This window comes from Brenneria salicis ATCC 15712 = DSM 30166 (assembly GCF_003315515.1).
GTDB lineage: Bacteria > Pseudomonadota > Gammaproteobacteria > Enterobacterales > Enterobacteriaceae > Brenneria > Brenneria salicis.
Genome location: NZ_QNRY01000053.1, coordinates 1 through 23,563, shown reverse-complemented (window position 1 = coordinate 23,563; position 23,563 = coordinate 1). Strand labels below are relative to the sequence as shown.

Here is a 23,563-nt window from a genome sequence, read left to right as displayed (position 1 = left end):
AAAAATGTCAGACAATTTATTAAAACCGCATCACCTTTCCCAGGCAACAAACCTGGACTAACAAAAGTGGAGCGGTAATAGGCGCAGTTATTTAGTCAAATAGGATTATTCATTATATGTTAGTACATATATTCAGTTAAAATACTATATCCAGACGTGCCTGCTATATTATGGCAACAGGTTATACTTTCATAGCGAAGGTCTATATTTTCAAACGGTTGCATATCATTATGAGTTTGGATTTTGATTTGATATATTTACAATGGACGCTTTTCTTAAAATTATTGTCATATAGTTCTCTTGTGCTCCACAGGAAGATGTCCTATAATAATTTAATTCACATTCCAAAACCTCATTGCTTGCTATACTAGTTAATAATAATGGTGTTGACTTATCATTTGCTTTTGTTATTGAGAATGGATGATGATTTACATTTCTATCTCTAGTCAGATCATAATTTGTCGCATAGACAAATATTTCATCCTCATGACCAGATATGTGCTTATTCCCTACAGAGTTAATACTCAAACATCCTTCAGATATGAGTCCTTGTGTTTGCCCTTTTATTTTCATAAAAATAAAATTAGCCATTAATACAGTTCCTTGTGTCAGTATATTCCCAAACAATGACGTTATAACGCTTTTTTTTTCGTAAAAAAAAGGGATAAGTATTGATCTTAGTCAACATTAAAAGCTAGCCATAAAAAAATATCTTCTCGAAACATATCTCTTACAATCGTAATTTTTTTTGTAAAAAATAGTCATAATTATAGAATTAAGGATCAGAAAAAAGCAATTTCCTTGGTCGTACTAATAATATTATATGTAATATATTATTGATAAATTAAAATCCAAACTTGAACATTTCATGATAATCAGCCTTACCGACATATTGAATTAATAATCACATCCAGGCGCATAAACCTACATTATAATTAGTGTACGCTTTGTATTTTATTTATCGCTAAAAACAAAATGCCTTTGCCGTATCCTGATTCGCCTGCACCGCCGCGACACAACTCAGCACTCTCCCTAAAGGTATTGAGCGACCAGATCGAAAACATTTTCTCTTATCCATTTATACCACCAATCAATCAGGGTAATATGACCGTTTGCTATCCAATAATGGCATCTCGCTCATGGCCTACATCCCGAAAAACTATGCGAAGCTCGAAAGCGGCTATCGTGAAAAAGCGCTCAAACTCTTTCCGTGGGTTTGCGGTCGCTGCTCGCGTGAATTCGTTTATTCCAATCTGCGTGAATTAACCGTGCATCACATCGATCATGATCACAGCAATAACCCGGAAGATGGCAGCAACTGGGAAATGCTGTGTCTGTATTGCCACGATCATGAGCATTCAAAATATACCGACGCGGATATGTACGGTTCAACCGTGATAGCCGGCGAAGATGCCCAGAAAGAGGTCGGCCTCGCCACTCACAATCCTTTTGCCGATCTGAAAGCGATGCTGGAGAAGGGGAAAAAATAGACACTCCGCCAACGCGATTTCATCAACTCTAAGCGCCGCTTTGCCGTATCCGCGCCAACAACGCTTCCACACTGACGATATGCGGTGCGGCCAGAATCAGCGTTCGCCCCAGCGCCAACGCCTGGCGCTGACATTCCGTTCTGGATTCATCATCCTGAATGCTATCGAGATCGGCGACATGCGCCAGTCCAATGGTGCGGCGAATCAGTTCGGTGCCGCAATAACCGACGGCATCCTGCCATACCTGTTGTAAAAACAGTTCGGCATAGCCCGGTTGCGCCAGCGAAGGCTCACGGCTATGGCGCTCACTCAGCGACAGGAAACGCGCCGCAAAGGTATTCCATAGCGCGCAGATATCAGCAAGCCGCTGCTCGCGGTTGGCTGCCGCTTCACGCGGCGCCAGCAGGCCCGGCAAACCGCAATAGTTCAGCAACAAATTGCCGATTGCGGTGCCTACATCAAATCCCATCGGCCCATAGAAACCGAACTCGGCGTCAATTGCTTTCAGGCGGCCTTCCGCCACAAAAATCGAGCCGCTATGAATATCGCCATGCAGCAATGCTTCGGCCTTGCTCAAAAAGCGATGTTTAAGTCCGGCAACCGCCAGCTTCAGTGTATGATCGTCGCGCAGGGCCTGCACATCGGCGGTTAATGCGGCCTCAAACTGATTTCTTTCATGGTCGATATAGGGATCGGTGAAGAACAAATCTTCCGTGATCTGACACAGTTCAGGATTGGTGAACCGGATCACCGCCGCTTTCTTATCATGAGGTGATTGATAAAAATCGGAGTGATGGAACAGCGCCTGCGCCAGATATTCGCCCAGTTTAATCGCCGCCTGCGTGTAGTTGACGCCTTGAATCAACTCGCTGCGCCAGATGCGATAATTGGAAAGATCTTCCTGCACCATCACCGCCAGTTCCGCATCGTGATGTAACACCGCCACCGTATGCTGCGGACAGAATTGCGCATGAGCCAGCAGCGTTTCCGCCTCAATGCGCGAGCGATCCAACGTCAACGGCCACGACTCGCCAACACACCGAACATACGGGAGCGCCTGTTTGACAATCACCCGGCTTACCCCGCGCGTATCGCGAATTTTAAACACCAGATTCAGATTACCGTCGCCAATTTCCTCGGCGGCGACCAGCGAGTGCGGATCGCTCACCCCTCCATACTGGCGGGCGTATTCCACGGCATCATCCGCCGTAAAGGTGCGGTAAACAGACATTGCCAACCCCTTATTATTTTGCGCTCACCTCATGGTGAGAAAGGCTTTTTGGACATAAAAGCGTGTGGACGTCTATACATCCATCTTACATATTGGCAGAATAAGAAAATCAGAGCAATAACGCAACATGGATTTAACCACTCATGAAGACACTTAACACAACCAGCCTGAAAATTATTGATAATCAATTGTGGATCCTTGACCAGCAGGCGTTGCCACAGGAGAAACGCTGGTGTCCCTGCCCGGATGTGGCGTCGCTGGTGGAACATATCCAGACATTACGCGTGCGCGGCGCGCCGTTGATTGGCTTATCCGCCAGTCTGTTGCTGGCGCTGCTGGCAGAAGCGGGATTACCCCGGCCACCGTTGGCGCTGGCGCTGGAAACATTGCGGGCAGCCCGCCCCACGGCGGTTAATCTGATGAATAATCTGGACCGTATGAAGCAAGCGCTGGCGCAACCGCAATTCGTCAACGCCATGATGCAGGAAGCGTTGCGGCTGGTGGCGGAAGATCGTGCGCTGTGCGAACAGATTGCCGCTCACGGCGTGACGCTGGTGAAACCCAATAGTCGGCTGCTGACGCACTGTAATACCGGCGGACTGGCGACCGCCGGGATCGGCACGGCGATCGGCGTATTGCTGCGCGCGCATCAACAGGGGAAAATCCAACAGGTATGGGTTGATGAAACCCGACCATTGCTGCAAGGCGGACGCCTTACCGCATGGGAATTGGGTGAATTAGCGATCCCTTATCAATTGATTTGCGATTCGATGGCCGCCAGCCTGATGGCGCAAGGTAAAGTCGATGCCGTATGGGTGGGCGCGGATCGCATTGCCGCCAATGGGGATGTCGCCAATAAGATAGGCACCTACAGTCTGGCGGTATTAGCACACTATCATCAAATCCCGTTCTACGTCGCCGCGCCGCATACCACGCACGATCCGGCCTGCCCGGACGGTCACGCCATTCCGATTGAGCAACGCGCCGCAACGGAAGTGACCGGTGTCTCAGGCAGTTTCGGCAACTGCCAGTGGGCGCCGCAAAACGCGCCGGTCTACAACTCGGCGTTTGATGTCACGCCATCGCAACTTATCAGCGGCTGGGTATTGGATACCGGGGTGGTGACGCCGCAGGCGGTGAAGGAAGGGATATTTCGCTCAGCGCTGGAGGAGAGGAAAGCGTGATTGGACGCCGCGCCAATCGACGGACTGGCCCACGCGGTTTTTATGCGGCTCAGCTTCTGGCGTTAAGCAGCCAGATACCATAGCGGGAAAAAACGCCAGTCAAACTGGCGCCCATAAACAGGTTAATCCGCTAATTTCGGGTAAGCATCCGCGATCTTATCGCCGGTAAAATGCGCGATCCAGCCTTCCGGGTTATCAAACAGGCGGATGGCGGTGAAGTGCGGTTCCGGCCCCATGTCGAACCAATGCGCCGTGCCTGCCGGCACGGACAGCAGATCGTTTTTCTCACACAGGATCTGGAAAATCCTGCCTTGCAGATGCAGGCAGAACAACCCCGCCCCTTCCACAAAGAAACGCACTTCATCTTCGCCATGCGTGTGCTCAGACAGAAATTTGGCGCGCAGTTCCGCACGCTGCGGGTTATCCGCGCGCATACTGATCACATCCCAACTCTGATAACCTTTTTCAGCTACCAGTTTGTCGATCTCATGCTGGTAAGCCGCCAGCACTTCTTCGGTAGAAGGCGCGTCGCTCAGCGTCTTATTGGCCTGCCAGCGTTCAAAACGCACGCCGATATCGGCCAGTTGCTGACGGATGGCTTCACCCTCCCGGCTGTGCCAAATCGGTTGGCTTGCATCGCTGTCACTAAAGATGGTCAGTGCGCTCATTGGAAATACTCCTGTAAATCGATCTGGTCAAAACTCGCCACCTGAGGGTGACGACTCACGTCATCGGCATCACGACGAATAAGCTGACAGGTATGCCAGCCCGCTTGTTTTGCGGCATCCAGTTCCTGATGAATATCCGACAGAAACAGTAACTGCGCCGCCGGTAAACCAATGGAACGCGCAATGGCGTGGTAAGAGGCGGTTTCACGTTTTGCGCCGACGCGGGTATCAAAATAATCACGGAACAACGGGCGTAAATCCCCCGCTTCGCTGTAACCGAAAAGCAGTTGCTGCGCTTCAACCGACCCCGACGAATAGACATACAGACCAATGCCTTGCTGATGCCAGTCGGCAAGTTGCCGGGCCACTTCCGGGTAGAGATGTCCACGGAAATCGCCGTGGTGATAACCCGAACGCCAAATGATGCCTTGCAACAGCTTGAGTGCGGTGGATTTACGATCTTCATCCATAAACCGATGCAACGCGGCAATCAATGTCTCTTCATCCGCATCGGGCCTAGCCAGTTCCTGACGCAACAGCGCCAGAGCCTGTGCGATCTCCTGATTGTCCCGCTGCCGGCGCACGGTATCCGCCAGACGTGCGCGAGCATAAGGAAACAACACGTTGTGTACAAAACGAATATCGCTGGTGGTGCCTTCAATGTCCGTCACTATCGCTTTAATGCCGTCGCTCTGACTCATTTGGCCTCCAGCAGTCGGCGTTGTAATTCACACTGAAACAAAAACTCAAGCCCTTCCAAATGACGACGCGCCTCTGTCACCGTTTCTCCCCAGCAATAAAGACCGTGTCCGCGCACCAGAAAGCCGTAGCGCAGCGACTGATGCTTCGCGAACGTCGCCACCCGATCAGCCAGCGCCGCAATATCCTGATCATTATCAAAAATCGGGATGACTACGCGATCCAAATGGGTTGTTTGCCCGGCCAGCGACTTTTGCATCTCATAGCCTTGCAACACCAGTTCCGCGCTTTTTTCTACCCGCGAGAGGACGGTCGCATTCACCGAGTGGGTGTGCAGCACCGCGCCGACCTGAGGATAAGTGCGATATAACAGCGTATGCAGGCCGGTTTCCGCCGATGGCGTGCGGCCGCTGGGAACGTGATTGGCGGCAATTTCCACCAGCAAAAAATCCTGTTGCCGCAAGCTGCCTTTATCCTTACCCGATTCGGTAATCAGACACCGTTGCTCATCAAGGCGCACGGACATATTGCCCCCGGTCGCCGGACACCAGCCTTTTTGCCCTATCCAGCGGCAGGCGGCGAGTAGAGCCGTAAGTTGCAGGTTTTCCGTCATGAAACTTCCCATTTGCCAGTACTTAGTACTTTTAGTTATGACTTAGCATTTAACGGTATTTAGCCGTTTAAACGTCCAAGCGTCTTGATTGCCAAATACTAGCATCGTGTTATATTGTCAGGCAATACAGGTTTGCAGGAGTCCTATCCCGTCATGAGCGCCACGCTTATTCCCGACAGTAAATTACCCTCACTGGGCACCACCATTTTTACCCAGATGAGCGCGCTGGCCCAGCAACATCAGGCCATTAATCTCTCGCAGGGTTTTCCTGACTTTGATGGCCCCGCTTATCTGCAACAGCGTCTGGCCTATCATGTCAGCCAGGGGGCGAACCAATACGCGCCCATGACCGGCGTGGCACCATTGCGTGAGGTTATCGCCGGGAAAACAGCCGAACTGTACGGCTGGAAACCGGATGCCGATGCGGAAGTCACCGTCACCGCCGGCGCGACGGAAGCGCTGTTCGCGTCCATCGCGGCGCTAGTGCGTCCCGGCGATGAAGTGATCTGTTTCGATCCCAGCTATGACAGCTATGCGCCTGCCGTCGCGCTGGCTGGCGGCGAGCTAAAACGTCTGGCGCTGCAACCGCCCGCATTTCGCGTCGACTGGGCGGAATTCTCCGCCCTGCTGAGCGATCGCACCCGGCTGGTGATCCTGAATACGCCGCACAATCCGTCAGCCACCGTCTGGCGCAAAGACGATTTCCAACAACTGTGGCAGGCCATCGCTGCGCATGAGATCTATGTGTTGAGCGATGAAGTCTACGAGCACATTTGCTTCGCGCCGGAAGGCCATGCCAGCGTGCTGGCGCATCCGGCTTTACGCCAACGCGCGATTGCCGTGTCGTCATTTGGTAAAACCTTCCATATGACGGGCTGGAAAGTGGGCTATTGCGTCGCGCCGGCGGCGCTGAGCGCGGAAGTGCGCAAAATTCACCAATATCTGACTTTTTCGGTCAACACGCCCGCCCAGTTAGCCATTGCCGACATGCTGCGCGAGCAGCCACAGCACTGGCGCGAACTGCCGGATTTTTATCGCGCCCGCCGCGATCGTTTCGTTCATGCCCTGGCCGCCAGCCGCTTTGAGCTTCTGCCCTGCGAAGGCACCTATTTCCTGCTGGTTGATTACCGCGCCATCTCCGATCAGGATGACGTCAGTTTCTGCCGCTGGTTGACCGAGAAGGTAGGCGTCGCCGCCATTCCGCTTTCCGTATTCTGCGCCCAGCCGTTTCCTCATCAATTAATTCGGCTATGCTTTGCCAAACAGGAAGCTACATTGGATGCCGCCGCGGAGCGTTTATGTCGACTTTAAAACTTTCACTGCTGCAACAACCGTTGGCGTGGCTGGATGGCGCAGCCAACCTGAGCCATTTTGATTCGCTGCTGACTGACCTCAACGATCGCGATCTGATCGTGTTGCCTGAAATGTTCACCACCGGTTTTGCGATGGAAGCGACAAAGCGCAGTCTGGCGCAGCCGGTGGTCGAGCAGTGGCTGCATCAATGGGCGCAGAAAACCAACGCGCTGATCGGCGGCAGCATTGCCGTGCAAACCCCCAAAGGCGCGGTAAACCGTTTTCTGCTGGTTGATCCGCAGGGCGGTGTTTACCAGTACGACAAGCGTCATCTGTTCCGTATGGCGGATGAACATCAATATTATCAGGCTGGCGCGGAACGTCTGATCCTTGAATGGCGCGGCTGGCGCATCTGTCCGCTGATTTGTTACGACCTGCGCTTCCCGGTGTGGTCGCGTAACCGACAAGATTATGATTTGGCCTTGTATGTCGCCAACTGGCCGGCGCCGCGGGCCGCCCACTGGCAGACGCTGCTGGCGGCCCGCGCCATTGAAAATCAGGCTTACGTCGCCGGTTGTAACCGCGTCGGCACCGACGGCAACGGCCACAGCTATCGCGGCGACAGCCTGATCATTAACCCTCAGGGTGAGGTTCTGGCGTCCGCGCCCGCCAGTCAACCCGCCCGTCTGGATGCGGAGTTATCGCTGGAAGCGCTGCAAAGCTATCGGGAAGCATTCCCGGCATGGCGTGACGCGGATCGTTTTTCGTTGTAACGCCGAGAGGCGGCGGCTAACCCTTTCATTCAGCGCCGCCGCATAAAAACGGGCTATCAGCCCGCAGCCCCGCTTTGCCGCACCATCGTGTACAACGCCCTCAATGCCTGCGCCACATCCCCCGTCATCACCGATTCATCAGGGTGATGACTCACGCCACCCCGACAACGCACAAACAGCATGGCGACCGGCCAGCGTTCGGCGATGGCTATCGCGTCGTGTCCCGCTCCGCTTGGCAGCAACAGGTTGCGCCCCTGCACCTGCATCACCGCGGCGCTCAACTGCTGCTGCAATGTCGGATCACAACGCGTGGCGGCAATCCGGTAATATTCTTCCGCCTCGAACCGGCATCCGCGCTGGCGGGCAATCTCATTGGCGGATACCAGCAAGCGTTGCAGCAACGCATCCAGCGGCGCGTCTTCCGGGCCGCGAATGTCCAGCGTTAAGCGCACTTCGCCGGGGATCACATTGGCCGCCCCCGGCAAGCACTGTAACGTGCCGAACGTCGCCACCAGATAAGGATCGCTTTCTCTGGTCAGCGTTTCCGCCTCCATCATCCAGTTAGCCGACGCCGCCAGCGCATCCCGGCGCTGGGTCATCGGCACCGTTCCCGCATGTCCGGCCACGCCCTGAAAAGTACAGTTCAGCCGACGAGCGCCGTTAATCGCCGTCACCACGCCCAACGCCAGATCCACCTGTTCCAGACACGGCCCTTGCTCAATATGCAGTTCCAGATAGCCGACGATGTCGCTGACCGACCTGGCCGCCTGCGCGATCGCTTGCGCATCCAAACCGGCGGCATCCAGCGCCTGCGCCACGCTAACGCCCTGGCTGTCCTGACAACGCAGCCAGTTATCCGGCCAGGTGCCCGTCAGACCACGGCTGCCCAGCAAGGTAATGCCAAACCGGGTGCCTTCTTCATCGCCAAATCCGACAATTTCCAGCGCCACCGGCAGGCGAATCTGTTGTTGATGCAGAAAACGCACCGTTTCAATGGCGGTCAGTACGCCCAGCATACCGTCATAACGTCCGGCATTGCGTACCGTATCAAGGTGCGATCCCATCAATAGCGCGGGCGCATCCGGCTGTAGCCCTTCATAACGGCCACAAATATTGCCGACGCTATCCTGCCAGACGCGCATGCCGGCTTCCCGCATCCACGTCCCTACCAACGCATTGGCGCGCAGATGCTCCGCGGACAGATACACACGGGTCAGTTGACCGGCGGTTTCACTGATTTCCGCCAGCACGTCGCAACGCGACATAATCTGTTCCGCCGCCGCAACAGCCACGGACTCCGGCATCAGGGGATGACTCATGCACGTCCCTCATCGCTGGCATAGCAATTCCAGGCCGCCTGTAGCGCCGCGCCCTGAACCGAGCGGAATCCCAGACGGTTCAGCACCGCTTCCAGTGCGCTCAGCGTTTGCATCACGCAATCTTTACGCGCGTTATAGCCCATCGTGCCAATGCGCCAGATTTTGCCCTGCAACGGGCCGAATGAGGTGCCGATTTCAATGGCGAAGTCATCCAGCAGGATTTTGCGCACCTGCTCGCCGTGGATCCCATCGGGGATCACCACGCCCAGCACGTTATTCATCTTGTGATTGAGATCACCGAAGGTATTCAGCCCCATGCCCTGAATACCGGCGACCAGCGCCTTGCCGTGCAAGGCATGACGCACGATGCATTGATCCAGACCTTCTTCCAGAATAATGCGGGCGCACTCGCGGGCGGCAAACAGCATGCTGGTGGCTTCCGTGTGATGATTCAGACGCTCCGGCCCCCAATAATCCATCACCATGCCGAGATCGAAATAGTTGGAATAGATCATTTCGTCATCGCCATCCTGATGGGCATCGGTACGAATGCCTTGCTCAACGCATTTACGGCGGCGGATCACCGCCTCCATCCGTGGGCTGAGCGTAACGGGCGCGCTGCCGGACGGCCCGCCGAGACATTTTTGCAACCCGGCGGATACCGCATCCACCCCCCAGGCATCCGTCTTCAGTTCGTTTCCGCCGAACGAGGCGGTAGCGTCGGTATAAAACAACACGCCGTGACGACGACAGATATCGCCCAATTCGGCCAGCGGTTGCAGCATGGTGGTGGACGTATCGCCCTGCACCGTCAGCAGGATGCGCGGACGCACCGTTTTAATCGCATCTTCAATCTGTTCAGGGCTGAACACTTCGCCCCACGGCACCTCGATGGTATGCACCTCCGCGCGGCACCGACGGGCGATTTCACATAACAGATGGCCAAAACGCCCAAACACTGGCACCAACACTTTGTCGCCGGGGCGAATAGCCGACAGCAGAACCGCTTCGATTCCGGCGCGCGACGTGCCGTCCACCAGCATCGTCCAGCGGTTTTCGGTACGGAATAGCTGACGGTAAAGCGCCATCACCTGATTCATATAATTGGTCATCGCCGGGTCGTACTGACCAATCAGTTGACTGGCCATCGCCCGTAACACGCGCGGATCGGCGTTGATGGGGCCCGGCCCCATCAGCAGGCGGTGAGGTGGATTGATTTGGGCGAACCGTTCATTGTTCATTTTTATAGCTCCAAATGCTTATTGCTTAATAGGGATTCTTTTTCGGTTATCATTTTTCCCGCGTAAATTACGCCTCCGATAACCCGCGTACAGACGCGATAAACTGCTTGAGTTCGGCGGTCTGCGGGTTAGTGAACAGCGTTTTGCTGTCGCCCTGCTCCCAGATTTTGCCCTGATGCATAAACACCACCCGATCGCCGACTTCACGGGCAAAGTTCATTTCGTGTGTCACCAGAATCAGCGTCATGCCCTCTGCGGCAAGCTGCTCCAACACCTTCAGCACCTCGCCCACCAGTTCAGGATCCAGCGCAGAGGTGATTTCATCACACAGCAACACTTTCGGGTTCATCGCCAGCGCGCGCGCAATCGCCACCCGCTGCTGCTGACCGCCGGACAGATTGCCCGGGTAATAGTCGATACGCTCGCCAAGCCCGACTTTGTTCAGCATCTGTTCGCCCAGTTCGCGGCATTCCGCGGCGCATTTCCCCAGTACCCGGCGCGGAGCCAGCATCACGTTTTCCAACGCGGTCATATGCGGGAACAGATTGAAATTCTGGAATACCATGCCCACCGAGCGGCTGATCTCCCGCGCCTGCGAGTCACGGTCGGTCACAGTCATGCCGCCCAGCTTGATGCTGCCTTCCTGATACCCTTCGAGGCCGTTCATACAGCGCAGCAAGGTGCTTTTACCCGAACCGCTGCGGCCGATAATTGAAATCACTTCGCCCATTTCAATATCCAGATCGACGCCTTTCAGGACATGATTCTGCCCGTAATATTTCTGTACCTGATTAATAGTGATGAGCGGCATTGAATTTCTTCTCCAGATAGCGGCTGTAATAGGAAAGCGGATAACACATCAGGAAGTAGCCCAGCGCCACCAGGCCAAAGACTTTGAAAGGCTGATAAGTCACGTTGTTCAGCATGGTTCCCGCTTTCGTCAACTCGATAAAACCGATAATCGACGCCAACGCCGTGCCTTTAATCACCTGCACGGAAAATCCCACCGTCGGCGCAATGGCGATGCGCATCGCCTGCGGCGCAATCACTCGATAGAGGGTTTGTCCAAAGCTCAGTCCCAGACAGCGCGAGGCTTCCCATTGGCCTTTCGGCAGCGCCTCTATGCTTCCGCACCAGATATCCACCAGAAACGCGCTGGTAAACAGCGTCAGCGCCAGCGCCGCCGCCGTCCAGGGGCTGACGTCGATGCCGAACAGCGCCAAACCGAAGAACGCGAGGAACAACTGCATCAACAGCGGCGTGCCTTGAAACAGTTCTGAGTAAACCCGAATGAATCGCGTCGGCCATTTGCGTCTGGTCAGGCGCAGCAGCATCAGCGGAAACGTCACCGCCGCGCCGCCGATAAACGCCGTCAGCGACAACAACAGCGTCCAACGCGCCGCCAGCAGCAGGTTGCGGACGATATCCCAGTCAGTGAATGTCATCATTGTTGTGCCGTCCCCAGAAAGCGCCGGCCCGCCAGCAGTAATAGTTGACGCATCAGAATGGACAACGCCAGATAGCACAGCGTGGTCACCAGATACACCTCAAAACTCAGAAAAGTACGTGATTGGATCAGATTGGCGGCGAAGGTCAGTTCCTCGTAGGAGACCTGCGACACCACCGACGATCCCAGCATCACGATGATGCACTGGCTGACCAGCGCCGGATAAACCCGCTGCAACGACGGCGGCAGGATGACCCGGAAAAAGGTCTGGCTGCGCGTCAGCCCAAGCACGCGGGCGGCTTCCCACTGGCCTTTCGGCGTGACCTGAATACCCGCGCGGATGATTTCGGTGCTGTAAGCGCCCAGGTTTATCAGCATCGCCAGCAACGCGGCTTCGCCGGCGGTCAGTTTCCAACCCAGACTCGGCAAGCCAAACACGATGAAAAACAGTTGCACCACAAACGGCGTGTTGCGTATCAATTCAACATAAATCCCCCACAGTTTGCCGACCATAGAGGGCTTGCCGCTGCGCAACGCCGCGCCGCAGATACCGATGGCGATACCGCCGAGGGTCGCCATCGCCGTCAGCTTAATGGTCACCCACAAACCTGCCAGCAGTTCCGTCCAGAACGGCAATAGCGCGGCAAAATCAAGCTGATAGGTCATGGCGTCTCCCTTATGCCTTGATGCTGTCCGGCAGCGGCGCTTTCAGCCATTTTTCAGACAGACTATTAAGCGTGTTGTCTTTCAAGGCCTGCTCAATCAACGCATCGACTTTGGCTTTCAGGGCGGACTCATTCTTTTTCAGGCCGATGTAGCACGGCGAATCTTTCAGCATGAATTTCGCCACCGGCGCTTTAGCGGGGTTCTGCTCGGCAATGGCCGCCACCACCAGATTTCCGGTGGCGATATACTCCACCTGACCCGACAGATAGGCCGACAGCGTGGTGTTGTTATCTTCGTAACGTTTAACTTGCGCCTCTTTCGGGGCAATCTCCGTTAACACCATGTCCTCCACCGCGCCACGCGTTACGCCGACGCTTTTCCCCTTTAATGCTTCCGGGGCGGCGACTTCGCCGGCCTGCGGCCCAAATACGCCGAGGAAGAACGGCGCATAAGCGCGGCTGAAATCGATCACTTTTTCGCGCTCGGCATTTTTGCCCAGACTGGAAATCACCAGATCCACTTTATTGGTTTGCAGATAAGGCACGCGGTTGGCGCTGGTGACGGGGACAAGCTGTAACTTTAGTTTCATCTCCTGCGCCAGATAGCGAGCGATATCAATGTCATAACCTTGCGGCTGGAGATCGGTTCCCACTGAACCAAATGGCGGAAAATCCTGTGGTACGGCAACGCGCAGCACGCCGCGCTTTTCGATATCTTGTAATTGGTCGGCCATCGCGCCGCCCGCCTGCGCCATTAACAGCACCGCGCCCGCCATTGCCAGTAAACGTTTTTTGATGCCCAGCTTGTTGATCAACATCATATCTGTCCCCGGTTAAGTTTCATTGAAACGAAAGATTCTTAATTAGCAAAAATGAAACTATCGTTGCAGAAATAAAGCAAAGAGTATGCCAGGATCAGAGATAAGCGGATTTTTCATCCTCAGAACCGATCCGTCATTCCTGCTTCGCGCTATCTGTTGTCCAACATTGAGAAAAGGAAAATGAGGTTACCGATGGTTTTCCTGTTGGCGGCGCGGACGAAAAGAAAAAGGCCGATCCGTTTCGCCCTAAAAAAGTGCAAAAGCACCATTATTGCGCCCCGTTATCGCTGCTCCAGTTCATCCAGTTCCCTATAGAGATCGGCGATATGATGAATCCGCTGACGCCCGTCACGCAGCATTTCATGCAGTAATGCGTTACTGAGCAAATTCGCCAGGCTCATGGCGGAAGCGTAGCTGTCAAAGGCGGAGACGCTGTCCAGCGGCGCGCACAAGGACCAGTTTGCCAGCGGCAGTAAGGCGTTGGCCTGTGGTTCACAAAGCAGAATGGTCGGGACCTTTTGCTTGTGCAATTGCGCCAGCAAAGGCTGGATAAGCCGCGGACGGCGGCGGAACGCCACCACCACCACCACATCCTGCGCGTTCAAGTCCACCAATTCTTCCGACAACGTTTGTCCCGGTTGGGCCAGCAATATCACCTGCTGGCGGATCTGCACCAGTTGCTGACGCAGGTGCAACGCCACCGGATAGCTATTGCGTAAACCGACAATACACAGACGCCGGGCCTGCATCATCGCCTCAATCACCGCGCCGAACTGTAGCGCATCAATGTGTTGCATCCACTGAGTCAGGTTCGCCATTTCCTGCTTATAGTGCCGTGCCAGCAAGGTATTGCCCTGCACCGCATCACGGTTATCCGCCAGCGGCATGCCACTCTGACGCAAGGTGCGCAATTCCTCGCGCATCTCACGATAACTGGGGTAACCCAGGCGCTTGAATAAACGGCTGACGGTGGCCTTGGAGACGCCGCTGAGACGCGCCAGTTCCGCACTGTTGTAGCTAATCAAATCATCGAAATGATCGAAAATAAAATCTGCGACGCGCTGCTCCTGAGGAGAAAGTTCGCTGTAGCGCCCCCGTAACCGTTCATCAATCTGTTTCATGCCTTGTCACCTGTTACTGCCTGTCTGTCACCGACTCAGTCTGCAACTTTTGTTTCAGCTTCACCATTTATTTCATCGCAACATAACACAGGCAGGCTATTTTTATCCCCATAAGCATTCGTGATGAAAAAACTGGAACAGGGTTTGCTTGGAAGCTCTACAGCAACAGTGAGAACGCGTCACGATGCAGAACAAAAACGGCGATAACCGAAAATGACAGCACCCGCCGTTTTAATGTCTTCCCCCCTACAGCCGAACAGAGAAAAGGAATAACGGCATGATACAAAGTAATACCGCCCCGCTGGGTATGGCGGTTACCCCGCATCATCTGGCCAGCGCCAGCGCGCAAGCCATCCTGCGTGAAGGCGGCAATGCCATAGAAGCGATGGTCGCGGCGGCGGCCACCATCGCCGTGGCGTATCCGCATATGAATGGACTCGGCGGCGATGGATTCTGGTTAATTTTACCTCCGCATGGCGAGCCGATCGCCATTGACGCCAGCGGCGCCGCGGGTTCTCTCGCCAGCCGCGATTTTTATCAGGGAGAAGCGCGTATCCCGCATCGCGGCCCTAAAGCCGCGTTAACGGTTGCCGGTACGGTCGGCGGCTGGCAGGAAGCGTTGGCGTTCTCACAGGCGCTTGGCGGCCCTCCCTTGCCGTTGGCCCGTTTGCTGGCTGACGCGATCCGCTATGCCGCAGACGGCATCCCGGTGACCCAATCTCAGGAAGATGCGCTGACGCAGCGCTACCACGAACTGGCGGATTTTCAGGAATTCAGCCGCATTTTTATGCCGCAGGGCGCGATCCCGCGTGCAGGCAGCCGTTTCACTCAACCCGATCTGGCGGATACGTTGACGTTGCTGACGCTGGAAGGGCTGGACAGCTTTTACCGGGGTTCGTTGGCCGAGCGTTTCGCCACCCAGATGACGCAACTGGGTATGCCGCTGACCGGTGAAGATTTGGCGAGCTATCGCGCCAAACGCGCCGCGCCGCTGTGTCTCAAACACAGCAAAGGGGATATTTACAATCTTGCGCCGCCGACGCAGGGGCTGGTTTCCCTCGCCATTCTTGGTTTGACCGATTACTTGGGGATGGAAGATTTAAGCGATAGCCAGACGATCCATCGTATCGTCGAATCCACCAAACTGGCTTTCGCCCTGCGCGATCGCTTTATTACCGATCCGCAGTTGATCACGCAGGATATCCAGGCGTTGCTGGCGCCCAACGCGCTCCGCGCCATGGCCGGAAAAATCAATACCCGCCAGGCGGCGCCGTGGGGGGCGGGGAAAGGCCCCGGCGACACCGTATGGATGGGCGTCTGCGACAGCAGCGGGCTTTGCGTCTCTTTCATTCAGAGTATCTATCATGAGTTTGGCAGCGGTATCGTTCTGCCAGGCACCGGCGTACTCTGGCAAAACCGGGGCGCGTCGTTCAGCCTCGATCCCTACCATCTGCTGGCGCTGGAACCCGGCAAACAGCCGTTCCACACGCTCAACCCCGCGGCGGCGCGTTTGTCCGATGGCCGCACCTTGGTATATGGCGCGATGGGCGGCGATGGTCAACCTCAAACTCAGGCCGCGTTGTTTATTCGTCATGTGGTTCAGGGCCTGCCGCTGCAACAGGCCATCACCGCACCGCGCTGGCTGCTGGGCAGAACCTGGGGCCAGTCGTCCGATACCCTGAAACTTGAAGATCGTTTCAAACCCGCGACGCTTGACGCGCTGCGCTCGCTCGGCCACGACGTTGAGCTACTCAGCAACTTCAGCGAAACCGTGGGTCATGCCGGCGCGATCGTCCGCCATACCAGCGGCATGCTGGAAGGGGCGAGCGATCCCCGTAGCAACGGCAGCGCCGTAGGTTTTTAATTTTATTTGCCGGGAGAAAATATGATGTCAACCAAACCGATCGATAACGAAGTACTGGCGGCCTATCTGCAACAAATGGCGACGCTGCATTCGTTGCAACTCAGCCACGAACGGCATCAGGCGCTATTGATCCAGTTCAGCCGCATTCATGCGATGGCGCAACCGCTGATGAATTTCCCGCTGGATGATCGACAGGAAATCGCCGGGGTATACCAACTATGAGTGAATTTCCGTTGCTGTCCATTAAACAGACGCGACAAGGGCTGTTGGCTGGCGAGTTCTCCGCCAGGGAAATTGCGCAACAAACCCTGAATGCCATTGAGCAGGCCAATCCCGACATCAATGCCTATACGCAGATCACCCATCAACGCATGCTGGATGAAGCGGATCGTGTGGATCGGATGCGGATGCGCGGTGAAACGTTGCCGCCGCTGGCAGGCGTGCCGTATGCGGTAAAAAATCTGTTTGACGTCGCAGGGGCAACCACGCTGGCGGGCGCGCAGTTATTCAGTCAGCGTGCGCCCGCAGGACAGGATGCTTTTGCCATCAGGCGACTGGCTAATCAGGGAGGATTACTTTCCGGCATGCTGAATATGGATGCCTACGCCTATGGCTTTACCACGGAGAACAGTTACTACGGCGCCACCCGCAATCCCCTTGACCAACAACGCGTCGCCGGCGGTTCATCCGGTGGTTCCGCCGCCGCGGTTGCCGCCGGTCTGGTGACGTTTACCCTCGGCAGCGATACCAATGGATCAATCCGCGTTCCGGCTTCTCTGTGCGGGATCTTTGGCCTGAAACCCACTTTTGGCCGCTTGTCGCGCAGCGGCAGCCAGCCGTTTGTCGCCAGTCTCGACCATATTGGGCCGTTGGCGCGCAGCACGGAAGATCTGGCGCTGGCGTTTGATGCGCTACAAGGGCGCGACCACGCAGACCGTTTCCAGTCAGAACGTGCGCCATTGCCTTGCGCTCCTCTGTTGGAAGCAGGCGATCATGGTCTGCGCTGCACGGTTCTGGCGGGTTATTTCGCCGAGTGGAGCGGCAATGAGGCAAAAACCGCCGTACAAAAAATTGCCGACGCGCTGAATGCGCCAACCAGCCTCACCCTGCCTGATGCAGATCTGGCGCGAACCGCCGCCTTTATCATGTCCGCCAGCGAAGGAGGCAATCACTATCTCCCCGCCCTGCGTCAAAGCCCGGAACTGTTTGAACCGCTTTCCCGTGAACGTCTGCTGGCGGGCGCCATGATCCCGGCGGCCTGGTACGTACAGGCGCAGCGTTTCCGCGATCATTTCCGTCAACAAGTTTTATCCTTGTTTGAACATACCGACCTGTTGATTGCGCCAGCCACGCCCTGCACCGCGACGCTGATTGGGCAAGAGACGATGCACATCAACGGCGTCGATCTGCCGGTGCGCGCCAGCATGGGAATGCTGACGCAGCCGATTTCCTTCGTCGGCTTACCGGTAGTCACCGTGCCGGTCATGACCGACAACGGCTTGCCGATCGGTATTCAGCTTATCGGCGCGCCGTGGCGTGAAGATCTCTGCCTGCGTGCCGCCTGGATGCTGGAGCAACGGGGCATCACCGCTATTGGTTCTTTTTCTCAGGAGTCACGTTAATGTTGCATGATGATATTAATCAGCCCGATGTACTGGCTGAAGTCACTCTCGCCTTCCATCGTTATGAAAAAGCGCTGACCGGCAATGATATCGACGTTTTGGATGAGTTGTTCTGGCACGATGTGCGCACCGTTCGTTATGGCGCGGGAGAAAACCTGTACGGCATTGAGGAAATCCGCGCCTTTCGTCTGGCCCGCCCTTCCGCCGGGTTGGATCGCCAGTTACAGAATACGGTTATCACTACCTACGGCCAGCATATGGCGGTGGCAAGCATAGAGTTTCAGCGTGAAGGCAGCGCAAAAACCGGACGTCAGATGCAAATCTGGGTGAAAATGCCCGAAGGCTGGCGCATCGTTGCCGCCCACGTCAGTCTGATGAGCGAATAGCGTCGCCGCTCCCTATCCCGCCAATACCTACGCGACGTCGGCCGGTTATCAAACCGGCTCAGGCGTCGTGCCGCTATCCCCCATGCACGGCTATTCCCAGACGATCATCGTCAGCCTTAACGCCTTCCTGCAACTCAAATTATTTGGGTATATACTCAATTAGTATGGCGATGATCTGCACAATTATTTATGCACATAAATCGCGCTATTCCGCTGTCTGTAACCCGCTATTCATCGATTATTCAAACTTATATTCCCCCGTTAAATCGATGAATAATTGACGCGTAAATTCCGGCTAAGAAAAACTATTTATTTCACAAAAATAAAAATACATAACATATTGAAAATATTATATTTTAAATAAAAATACGCAACCGTAAAATTAGAAATATCGCTAAAAACAAAAAGCGGAAAATGGTATGAATATCACATTAATCATCGCCCCTTTCCGCAGGTTAATCAGACTGCCAGGGGTTGTCTCAGAATCTCATTATGGTAGGGTAGATCGCGTTTAACTATTATCAGGACGATGTTATAGAATTATAAATGACCATAGGAAAACAATAATTTCATGGCAATAAAACTTGAAGTAAAAAACCTTTACAAGGTATTTGGCGAGCATCCTGACCGCGCATTCAAGCTGATCGACAAAGGCTTGAGTAAGGATCAGATTTTTGAAAAAACCAGGCTCACTCTCGGTGTGAAAAATGCTAATCTGGCCATTGAAGAAGGCGAGATATTTGTCATCATGGGATTATCCGGTTCCGGTAAATCCACATTGGTACGCCTTCTCAATCGTCTGATAGAACCGACCAGAGGCCAGGTTCTGATTGATGGTGAGGATATCGCGCAGATATCCGATACCGCGTTGCGTGAAGTTCGCCGCAAGAAAATCAGTATGGTATTCCAGTCATTTGCGCTGATGCCGCATCTGAATATTCTCAACAATACCGCGTTCGGCATGGAGCTCGCCGGAATACCGAAAGCGGAGCGTGAACAGAAAGCGCTGAATGCGCTGCAACAGGTCGGACTCGAAGCCTATGCCGGTTCCTACCCGGATGAACTTTCCGGCGGGATGCGCCAGCGTGTTGGTCTGGCGCGTGCGCTGGCGTGTTGGTCTGGCGCGTGCGCTGGCGAATGATCCCGATATCCTGCTGATGGATGAAGCGTTCTCCGCCCTCGACCCTCTGATCCGGACAGAAATGCAGGATGAGTTGATCAAACTTCAGTCTCGCAACCAGCGCACCATCGTCTTCATTTCGCACGATCTGGACGAAGCGATGCGTATCGGCGACCGTATTGCCATTATGCATGGCGGTGAAGTCATTCAGGTTGGCACCCCAGACGAGATCCTGAATAATCCGGCGAACGACTATGTTCGCACCTTCTTCCGCTGCGTGGATATCAGCCATGTCTTCAGCGCCAAGGATATCGCCCGCCGCCGTCCGGTGACGCTGATCCGTAAAACACCGGGCGTCGGCCCGCGATCCGCCCTGAAGATCCTTCAGGATGAAGACCGTGATTACGGTTATGTGCTGGAACGCAGACAAAAATTTATTGGTATCGTGTCGATTTATTCGCTGAAACAAGCCTTGAAAGCGCAACAGCCGCTGGCGCAGGCATTGCTTTCCACTCCAACCCCAGTACCTGCCGATATGTCGCTCAATGAACTGATTTCTCAGGTGGCGCAAGCACCTTGCGCTGTACCGGTCATTGGTGAAAACGACGAGTACATTGGCATCATTTCCAAAGGAATGCTGCTACAGGCGCTGGATAAGGAAGGAGTGACCAATGAGTAAATCAACATCGAATCCGTGGGAAAACACCAATACCCCACAGGAACAAAGCCCCGAACAAGCAACAAATCAGAGCCAGAACGACGCCGCGGCACCGAGTGATCCCTGGGCGTCCACCACGCAAGACGCGCCAACCGGACAGAATGCCGCGCCGCAAACCGATCCCTGGTCCACGCAGAACGCGTCCGGCGATACCGACGCATGGAACGGCGCGCCGGCGCCAGACGGTGCGGACGCGGCATCGCAAAGCACCGACTGGCAGAACAACACCACATCGGCAACACCGGAACACTTCAACTTGCTCGATCCGTTCAAGGATACGCTGATCCCGCTCGATAGCTGGGTCACAACCGGGATCGACTGGGTGGTGCTGCATTTCAGACCGCTTTTTCAGGGGGTGCGCGTCCCTGTCGATTTCATTCTGAGCGGTTTTCAGCAATTGCTGCTCGGCATGCCCGCGCCGATCGCCATTCTGGTGTTCTCGCTGCTCGCCTGGCAAATGTCCAGTCTGGGCATGGGCGTGACAACGCTGATTTCCCTGATCGCCATCGGCGCCATCGGCGCGTGGTCGCAGGCGATGATTACGCTGGCGTTGGTGCTGACGGCGCTGTTCTTCTGCATCTTGATCGGTTTGCCGATGGGGATCTGGCTGGCGCGCAGCGAACGCGCGGCCAGAGTGATTCGTCCTCTATTGGATGCGATGCAGACAACGCCGGCATTTGTCTATCTGGTGCCGATCGTCATGCTGTTCGGTATCGGTAATGTGCCGGGCGTGGTGGTGACCATCATTTTTGCCCTGCCGCCGATTATTCGTCTGACTATTCTGGGGATCCGTCAGGTGCCGGCCGATCTGATTGAAGCGGCGGAATCTTTCGGCGCCAGCCCGCGTCAGATGCTGTTTAAAGTCCAGTTGCCGCTGGCGATGCCGACCATCATGGCGGGCGTAAACCAGACGCTGATGCTGGCGCTGTTGATGGTGGTGATTGCCTCCATGATCGCCGTCGGCGGTTTAGGCCAGATGGTGCTGCGCGGTATCGGTCGATTGGATATGGGACTGGCCGCCGTCGGTGGCGTCGGTATCGTTATTCTGGCCATCATTCTCGACCGCCTCACCCAATCACTGGGTCGCGACCAGCGCGCCAAGGGCAATAAAAGCTGGTATACCACCGGTCCTGTCGGCTTGATCGCCCGCCCCTTCATCAAGCAGTAATGCTTGTATGCCGGTTGCCTGGCAACCGGCAATATCCAATACCAGCAATACCAGATTTAGCGCCCGCTTCACACTACACAAAAAAGAGGGAACCATAATGCATAAAACAAAAATCTGGGCAGCCGCCCTGACCACCGCACTAGTGAGTACATCGCTCTATGCCGCCGCTGACGAACTCCCCGGCAAAGGCGTTCAGGTCATTCCAGTGCAAAGCACCATCGCCGAAGAAACATTCCAGACACTGCTGGTCAGCCGGGCACTGGAAAAGCTGGGTTATGAGGTACAACCCATTCGTGAAGTGGACTACAACGTCGCCTACACGTCGATTGCCTCCGGTGATACCACCTTCATTGCCGTAAACTGGGATCCGCTTCAGGCTGACATGTATGCTTCCGCTGGCGGCGACGCTAAATTCTATCGTCAGGGTGAATATGTTTCCGGCGCCGCTCAGGGTTACCTGATCGATAAAAAAACCGCCGATCAATATAAGATCACTAATATTGCGCAGTTCAAAGATCCGAACATCGCCAAACTGTTTGACACCAATGGCGATGGAAAAGCTGACTTAACGGGTTGTAATCCAGGCTGGGGCTGTGAAGCGGCGATCAATAACCATATCAGCGCCTATGGACTGACTAACACCGTCGAACATAATCAGGGGAACTACGCCGCCCTGATTGCCGATACCATTACCCGCTACAAAGAAGGTAAACCCACTCTTTACTATACCTGGACACCGTACTGGGTCAGCGATGTGCTGGTTCCGGGACGTGACGTGGTATGGCTACAGGTGCCGTTCTCTTCTCAACCGGGAGAAATGAAAGGAAGCAGCACCAAGCTGCCTAACGGCGCTGACTACGGCTTCCCGGTCAACAACATGAAAATTGCCGCCAATAAAGCATGGGCGGAAAAAAATCCGGCGGCGGCAAAACTGTTTTCCATCATGAAATTACCGCTGGCTGATATCAATGCGCAGAACCTGCGTATGCACCAAGGCGAAGGCTCCCAGCAGGATATCGAACGTCATGTGACCGGCTGGATCAAAGCCCACCAGCAGCAGTTTGACGGTTGGGTAAAAACCGCAGCCGAAGCAGCTAAATAAGCGATTTTTCATTCACACCCACCTTGCCAGGGGAGGCACTAATGTCCTCCCCTCCCCTTATATGTAATAGCCATGTGGTGGCTAGCTATAGCTATCCATGTAGCGCCGTGAGCTTATCCCTACCTGAATGGCGAGCACATTGGTTAGGCAGCAAAGCCCTCCGCTTCACCTTTCACGCATGTTTCAGTTAAATGATAGATATCAGAAAGAAAACTGATTGATTAATCTGACATGAAACGTCACACTTTTGCCTGTAGGTAACGTTACATCGATTCTCAACTCAACGCCTCACACGACTACATAGCGCTTGAGGATGGAGAGGTCATGTGCGTTATCTGGTTTTTCATGGACGGAACTAAATTTGATTACTGGAAAATAAATAACCAGCTATCAATTAGACAACCTAATACAGAGTATAAGCACAAAAGAGGATAGACAAATTAAAATAAGGAATTTGCTCGCCATTACATGTTTTTCAACAATTTTAACAATGTCTGTGCCTGCATTTGCAGACGTTGGAACGACCAGTTTCTATGGTAACAATGCCACCCGCGTTAACGATCTTATCCAGGGATGTAATATATCCACAGACCAGATTCTTCGTATGGACTATAGAGTAGTCACTGTCTCAGATGGTCTTTGGGATAATGGCGCCGCATGTGGAAGAAAATATCTTATCAGATGCCTGTCCACCCCCAACTCTCGTTCTTGTACATCTGGTTATATTGAGGTCTTAGTCGTAGGCCGCTGCCCTGAGGTCAACTGCAAGGTATCAGGGAAAACAGTGACGATGAAGATCGCATACAACCGCTCTTCATTGCTGGTGAAATCGCGTTCTGCGACCTTGGCAAATATCGAATATCTGCAAAATTGAAAAATAGCCCCGTTCATGGTAGCTAAATAACTGCGCCTAATAGTAGATCACTGAAGGGAACTCAATCCGGTTTGAGCGATCTGATCAATCGCCAAATCAAAACAAATCACCAACCGGACTGAGTTATGCCGATCATAGCATTCA

The 23,563-nt window shown here is 54.4% G+C and carries 21 protein-coding genes and 2 pseudogenes; 11 read left to right on the top strand and 12 right to left on the bottom strand.

Features of this window, described 5'->3' with window-relative positions; all coding sequences use genetic code 11:
- Nucleotides 1–119: 119 nt before the first annotated feature.
- Nucleotides 120–591: pseudogene (locus DES54_RS16390) on the bottom strand (Hcp family type VI secretion system effector).
- A 548-nt stretch (nt 592–1,139) separates the two neighbouring features.
- Here DES54_RS16390 and yajD point away from each other — a divergent pair.
- Nucleotides 1,140–1,490, top strand: a complete 351-nt coding sequence (yajD, locus tag DES54_RS16385) for an HNH nuclease YajD (protein WP_113869192.1) — start codon at nt 1,140–1,142, stop codon at nt 1,488–1,490.
- Nucleotides 1,491–1,518: 28 nt separating this feature from the next.
- On the opposite strand, the gene mtnK is transcribed toward yajD, so the two are convergent.
- Nucleotides 1,519–2,721 (bottom strand): S-methyl-5-thioribose kinase, encoded by a 1,203-nt coding sequence (gene mtnK / locus DES54_RS16380; RefSeq protein WP_113869190.1) that lies wholly within the window; start codon nt 2,719–2,721, stop codon nt 1,519–1,521.
- Nucleotides 2,722–2,864: 143 nt separating this feature from the next.
- Between mtnK and mtnA the strand changes: the two genes are divergently transcribed.
- On the top strand, nt 2,865–3,905 hold the full coding sequence (gene mtnA, locus DES54_RS16375) for an S-methyl-5-thioribose-1-phosphate isomerase (RefSeq protein WP_113869188.1): 1,041 nt from the start codon (nt 2,865–2,867) through the stop codon (nt 3,903–3,905).
- 122 nt (nt 3,906–4,027) lie between these two features.
- Here mtnA and DES54_RS16370 read toward each other — a convergent pair whose 3' ends face one another.
- The 3 genes from DES54_RS16370 to DES54_RS16360 are packed head-to-tail and all read right to left on the bottom strand — an operon-like array spanning nt 4,028 to nt 5,885.
- A complete protein-coding gene (locus tag DES54_RS16370; protein ID WP_113869186.1) occupies nt 4,028–4,573 on the bottom strand; it encodes a 1,2-dihydroxy-3-keto-5-methylthiopentene dioxygenase in 546 nt (181 codons plus the stop codon).
- Nucleotides 4,570–5,274: an acireductone synthase gene (mtnC, locus tag DES54_RS16365; protein WP_113869184.1), complete on the bottom strand. Its 705-nt coding sequence runs from the start codon at nt 5,272–5,274 to the stop codon at nt 4,570–4,572. Before mtnC ends, DES54_RS16370 begins: the two co-directional genes overlap by 4 nt.
- Nucleotides 5,271–5,885: a methylthioribulose 1-phosphate dehydratase gene (locus DES54_RS16360; RefSeq protein ID WP_113869182.1), complete on the bottom strand. Its 615-nt coding sequence runs from the start codon at nt 5,883–5,885 to the stop codon at nt 5,271–5,273. The genes mtnC and DES54_RS16360 overlap by 4 nt, the downstream gene beginning before the upstream one ends.
- A gap of 153 nt (nt 5,886–6,038) precedes the next feature.
- On the opposite strand from DES54_RS16360, the gene DES54_RS16355 reads away from it, so the two are divergent.
- Nucleotides 6,039–7,196 carry a pyridoxal phosphate-dependent aminotransferase gene (locus tag DES54_RS16355; protein WP_113869180.1) on the top strand — a complete coding sequence of 386 codons (1,158 nt, stop codon included), beginning with the start codon at nt 6,039–6,041 and terminating at the stop codon, nt 7,194–7,196.
- Nucleotides 7,184–7,951: an amidohydrolase gene (locus tag DES54_RS16350; RefSeq protein WP_113869179.1), complete on the top strand. Its 768-nt coding sequence runs from the start codon at nt 7,184–7,186 to the stop codon at nt 7,949–7,951. The genes DES54_RS16355 and DES54_RS16350 overlap by 13 nt, the downstream gene beginning before the upstream one ends.
- A gap of 56 nt (nt 7,952–8,007) precedes the next feature.
- Here the strand turns inward: DES54_RS16350 and hpxK are convergent, their stop codons facing one another.
- The 7 genes from hpxK to DES54_RS16315 all read right to left on the bottom strand — a co-directional run bounded on the left by hpxK (nt 8,008) and on the right by DES54_RS16315 (nt 14,565).
- On the bottom strand, nt 8,008–9,270 hold the full coding sequence (hpxK, locus tag DES54_RS16345; RefSeq protein WP_113869177.1) for an allantoate amidohydrolase: 1,263 nt from the start codon (nt 9,268–9,270) through the stop codon (nt 8,008–8,010).
- The gene (locus DES54_RS16340; RefSeq protein ID WP_113869175.1) at nt 9,267–10,511 is read right to left on the bottom strand and encodes a pyridoxal-phosphate-dependent aminotransferase family protein; all 1,245 of its coding nucleotides are present in this window, start codon (nt 10,509–10,511) and stop codon (nt 9,267–9,269) included. Before DES54_RS16340 ends, hpxK begins: the two co-directional genes overlap by 4 nt.
- A 67-nt stretch (nt 10,512–10,578) precedes the next feature.
- Entirely contained in the window at nt 10,579–11,322 is a 744-nt protein-coding gene (locus DES54_RS16335; RefSeq protein ID WP_113869173.1) for an amino acid ABC transporter ATP-binding protein, read from the bottom strand.
- Nucleotides 11,303–11,956, bottom strand: a complete 654-nt coding sequence (locus DES54_RS16330; protein ID WP_205680235.1) for an amino acid ABC transporter permease — start codon at nt 11,954–11,956, stop codon at nt 11,303–11,305. Before DES54_RS16330 ends, DES54_RS16335 begins: the two co-directional genes overlap by 20 nt.
- Nucleotides 11,956–12,624 carry an amino acid ABC transporter permease gene (locus DES54_RS16325; protein WP_113869169.1) on the bottom strand — a complete coding sequence of 223 codons (669 nt, stop codon included), beginning with the start codon at nt 12,622–12,624 and terminating at the stop codon, nt 11,956–11,958. Before DES54_RS16325 ends, DES54_RS16330 begins: the two co-directional genes overlap by 1 nt.
- A gap of 10 nt (nt 12,625–12,634) precedes the next feature.
- Entirely contained in the window at nt 12,635–13,420 is a 786-nt protein-coding gene (locus DES54_RS16320) for a transporter substrate-binding domain-containing protein (protein ID WP_169050515.1), read from the bottom strand.
- 305 nt (nt 13,421–13,725) lie between these two features.
- On the bottom strand, nt 13,726–14,565 hold the full coding sequence (locus DES54_RS16315; RefSeq protein ID WP_113869167.1) for a MurR/RpiR family transcriptional regulator: 840 nt from the start codon (nt 14,563–14,565) through the stop codon (nt 13,726–13,728).
- Nucleotides 14,566–14,842: 277 nt separating this feature from the next.
- Here DES54_RS16315 and DES54_RS16310 point away from each other — a divergent pair, with 277 nt between their 5' ends.
- The 7 genes and pseudogenes from DES54_RS16310 to proX all read left to right on the top strand — a co-directional run bounded on the left by DES54_RS16310 (nt 14,843) and on the right by proX (nt 22,545).
- Nucleotides 14,843–16,429, top strand: coding sequence for a gamma-glutamyltransferase family protein (locus tag DES54_RS16310; RefSeq protein WP_113869165.1), 1,587 nt, complete (start codon nt 14,843–14,845; stop codon nt 16,427–16,429).
- Between the two features lie 24 nt (nt 16,430–16,453).
- On the top strand, nt 16,454–16,651 hold the full coding sequence (gene hpxX / locus DES54_RS16305) for an oxalurate catabolism protein HpxX (RefSeq protein ID WP_113869194.1): 198 nt from the start codon (nt 16,454–16,456) through the stop codon (nt 16,649–16,651).
- Entirely contained in the window at nt 16,648–18,051 is a 1,404-nt protein-coding gene (locus DES54_RS16300) for an AtzE family amidohydrolase (protein ID WP_113869163.1), read from the top strand. Before hpxX ends, DES54_RS16300 begins: the two co-directional genes overlap by 4 nt.
- Nucleotides 18,051–18,437, top strand: coding sequence for an oxalurate catabolism protein HpxZ (hpxZ, locus tag DES54_RS16295; RefSeq protein ID WP_113869161.1), 387 nt, complete (start codon nt 18,051–18,053; stop codon nt 18,435–18,437). Before DES54_RS16300 ends, hpxZ begins: the two co-directional genes overlap by 1 nt.
- A gap of 571 nt (nt 18,438–19,008) precedes the next feature.
- Nucleotides 19,009–20,236 (top strand): annotated as a pseudogene (gene proV / locus DES54_RS16290) (glycine betaine/L-proline ABC transporter ATP-binding protein ProV).
- Nucleotides 20,229–21,443, top strand: coding sequence for a glycine betaine/L-proline ABC transporter permease ProW (gene proW / locus DES54_RS16285; protein ID WP_113869159.1), 1,215 nt, complete (start codon nt 20,229–20,231; stop codon nt 21,441–21,443). Before proV ends, proW begins: the two are co-directional and overlap by 8 nt.
- A gap of 97 nt (nt 21,444–21,540) precedes the next feature.
- Nucleotides 21,541–22,545, top strand: a complete 1,005-nt coding sequence (proX, locus tag DES54_RS16280; protein WP_113869157.1) for a glycine betaine/L-proline ABC transporter substrate-binding protein ProX — start codon at nt 21,541–21,543, stop codon at nt 22,543–22,545.
- Nucleotides 22,546–23,563: the final 1,018 nt, after the last annotated feature.

Coding starts and splice junctions, on each gene's coding strand:
- yajD (WP_113869192.1), top strand. CDS start 1,140: ATGGCCTACATCCCGAAAAACTATGCGAAGCTCGAAAGCGGCTATCGT.
- DES54_RS16330 (WP_205680235.1), bottom strand. CDS start 11,956: ATGACATTCACTGACTGGGATATCGTCCGCAACCTGCTGCTGGCGGCG.
- DES54_RS16325 (WP_113869169.1), bottom strand. CDS start 12,624: ATGACCTATCAGCTTGATTTTGCCGCGCTATTGCCGTTCTGGACGGAA.
- mtnA (WP_113869188.1), top strand. CDS start 2,865: ATGAAGACACTTAACACAACCAGCCTGAAAATTATTGATAATCAATTG.
- DES54_RS16315 (WP_113869167.1), bottom strand. CDS start 14,565: ATGAAACAGATTGATGAACGGTTACGGGGGCGCTACAGCGAACTTTCT.
- mtnK (WP_113869190.1), bottom strand. CDS start 2,721: ATGTCTGTTTACCGCACCTTTACGGCGGATGATGCCGTGGAATACGCC.
- DES54_RS16360 (WP_113869182.1), bottom strand. CDS start 5,885: ATGACGGAAAACCTGCAACTTACGGCTCTACTCGCCGCCTGCCGCTGG.
- DES54_RS16335 (WP_113869173.1), bottom strand. CDS start 11,322: ATGCCGCTCATCACTATTAATCAGGTACAGAAATATTACGGGCAGAAT.
- DES54_RS16340 (WP_113869175.1), bottom strand. CDS start 10,511: ATGAACAATGAACGGTTCGCCCAAATCAATCCACCTCACCGCCTGCTG.
- DES54_RS16355 (WP_113869180.1), top strand. CDS start 6,039: ATGAGCGCCACGCTTATTCCCGACAGTAAATTACCCTCACTGGGCACC.
- hpxX (WP_113869194.1), top strand. CDS start 16,454: ATGTCAACCAAACCGATCGATAACGAAGTACTGGCGGCCTATCTGCAA.
- DES54_RS16370 (WP_113869186.1), bottom strand. CDS start 4,573: ATGAGCGCACTGACCATCTTTAGTGACAGCGATGCAAGCCAACCGATT.
- DES54_RS16350 (WP_113869179.1), top strand. CDS start 7,184: ATGTCGACTTTAAAACTTTCACTGCTGCAACAACCGTTGGCGTGGCTG.
- proW (WP_113869159.1), top strand. CDS start 20,229: ATGAGTAAATCAACATCGAATCCGTGGGAAAACACCAATACCCCACAG.
- DES54_RS16300 (WP_113869163.1), top strand. CDS start 16,648: ATGAGTGAATTTCCGTTGCTGTCCATTAAACAGACGCGACAAGGGCTG.
- hpxK (WP_113869177.1), bottom strand. CDS start 9,270: ATGAGTCATCCCCTGATGCCGGAGTCCGTGGCTGTTGCGGCGGCGGAA.
- mtnC (WP_113869184.1), bottom strand. CDS start 5,274: ATGAGTCAGAGCGACGGCATTAAAGCGATAGTGACGGACATTGAAGGC.
- hpxZ (WP_113869161.1), top strand. CDS start 18,051: ATGTTGCATGATGATATTAATCAGCCCGATGTACTGGCTGAAGTCACT.
- DES54_RS16310 (WP_113869165.1), top strand. CDS start 14,843: ATGATACAAAGTAATACCGCCCCGCTGGGTATGGCGGTTACCCCGCAT.
- proX (WP_113869157.1), top strand. CDS start 21,541: ATGCATAAAACAAAAATCTGGGCAGCCGCCCTGACCACCGCACTAGTG.